The sequence below is a fragment of the Plectonema radiosum NIES-515 genome (assembly GCF_025753815.1).
GTDB classification, from domain to species: domain Bacteria; phylum Cyanobacteriota; class Cyanobacteriia; order Cyanobacteriales; family Nostocaceae; genus Hassallia; species Hassallia radiosum_A.
The window spans coordinates 1-1,111 of record NZ_JAOWRF010000169.1 but is presented as its reverse complement, the minus strand read 5'-3'; the positions used below and the strand labels follow the sequence as shown (position 1 = coordinate 1,111).

Here is a 1,111-nt window from a genome sequence, read left to right as displayed (position 1 = left end):
AATTTCTCCCAGTTCGATGCGGAATCCCCGAATTTTCACCTGGTTATCGATGCGTCCTAGAAACTCAATGTTACCATCACTTAAATATCGCCCTAAGTCCCCTGTTTTGTAGAGTCGTTCTGATTTGCCATCGGAAAACGGATTGGGGATAAATTTTTCTGTTGTTAGTTCTGGACGGTTCAGGTAACCTCTGGCAACACCAGCACCTCCGATGTATAATTCTCCTGGTACCCCTATGGGTACTGGTTTAATATCTTGATCTAAGATGTATATTTGGGTGTTACTTATGGGACGTCCTATAGGAACTATCTGTAAATTTCCTTGGGGAAGACAAGGCCAAAAACTAACATCAATTGCTGCTTCTGTTGGTCCGTAGAGATTATGCAATTCACATTCGAGTTTGGTAAAGAAGCGTTGAGTCAGTTCAAACTGTAGTGCTTCTCCACTACAAAAGACTCGCTTCAAGCAACTACAATTTTCAAAGTTGGCTTCAAGCAGAAACACTTGAAGCATGGATGGGACAAAATGTATTGTCGTTATTTGCTGAGTAAAAATTAAGTTAACTAAATAAGTATTATCTTTATGTCCTTCTGGTAATGCAATTACAATCCTTGCTCCAGTTAGTAACGGCCAGAAAAACTCCCACACTGACACATCAAAACTAAAGGGGGTTTTTTGCAGAACGCGATCGCTACTGCTTAATTGATAAGACTGTTGCATCCACAGCAAACGATTGTGAATTCCCTGATGGGTATTCATTACCCCCTTAGGTAGTCCAGTAGAACCAGAAGTGTAGATCACATAAGCCAAATTATCCTCACCTACCCCAGCATTAAGATTCTCCTGAGAATGCTCTTCTATGACCAGACAATCTGTGTCTAAACAAACCACTCGTGCAGTATGTGATGGCAAAGATGATAACAACTTTTGTTGTGTCAATAACACTTGGACACCAGAATCATCAAGCATATAACTCAAACGTTGAGTGGGATAATTGGGGTCAAGAGGGACATAAGCACCACCAGCCTTAAGAATCCCCAAAAGTCCCACCACCATCTCCACAGAACGTTCTACACAAATACCCACCAGCACCTCAGGTTTGACTCCCAAT

1 protein-coding gene is annotated in these 1,111 nt (G+C 41.6%); it reads right to left on the bottom strand.

Features of this window, described 5'->3' with window-relative positions; all coding sequences use genetic code 11:
• A partial coding sequence (locus OGM63_RS11055; protein ID WP_263745585.1) for a non-ribosomal peptide synthetase occupies positions 1-1,111 on the bottom strand: 1,111 nt, incomplete at both ends.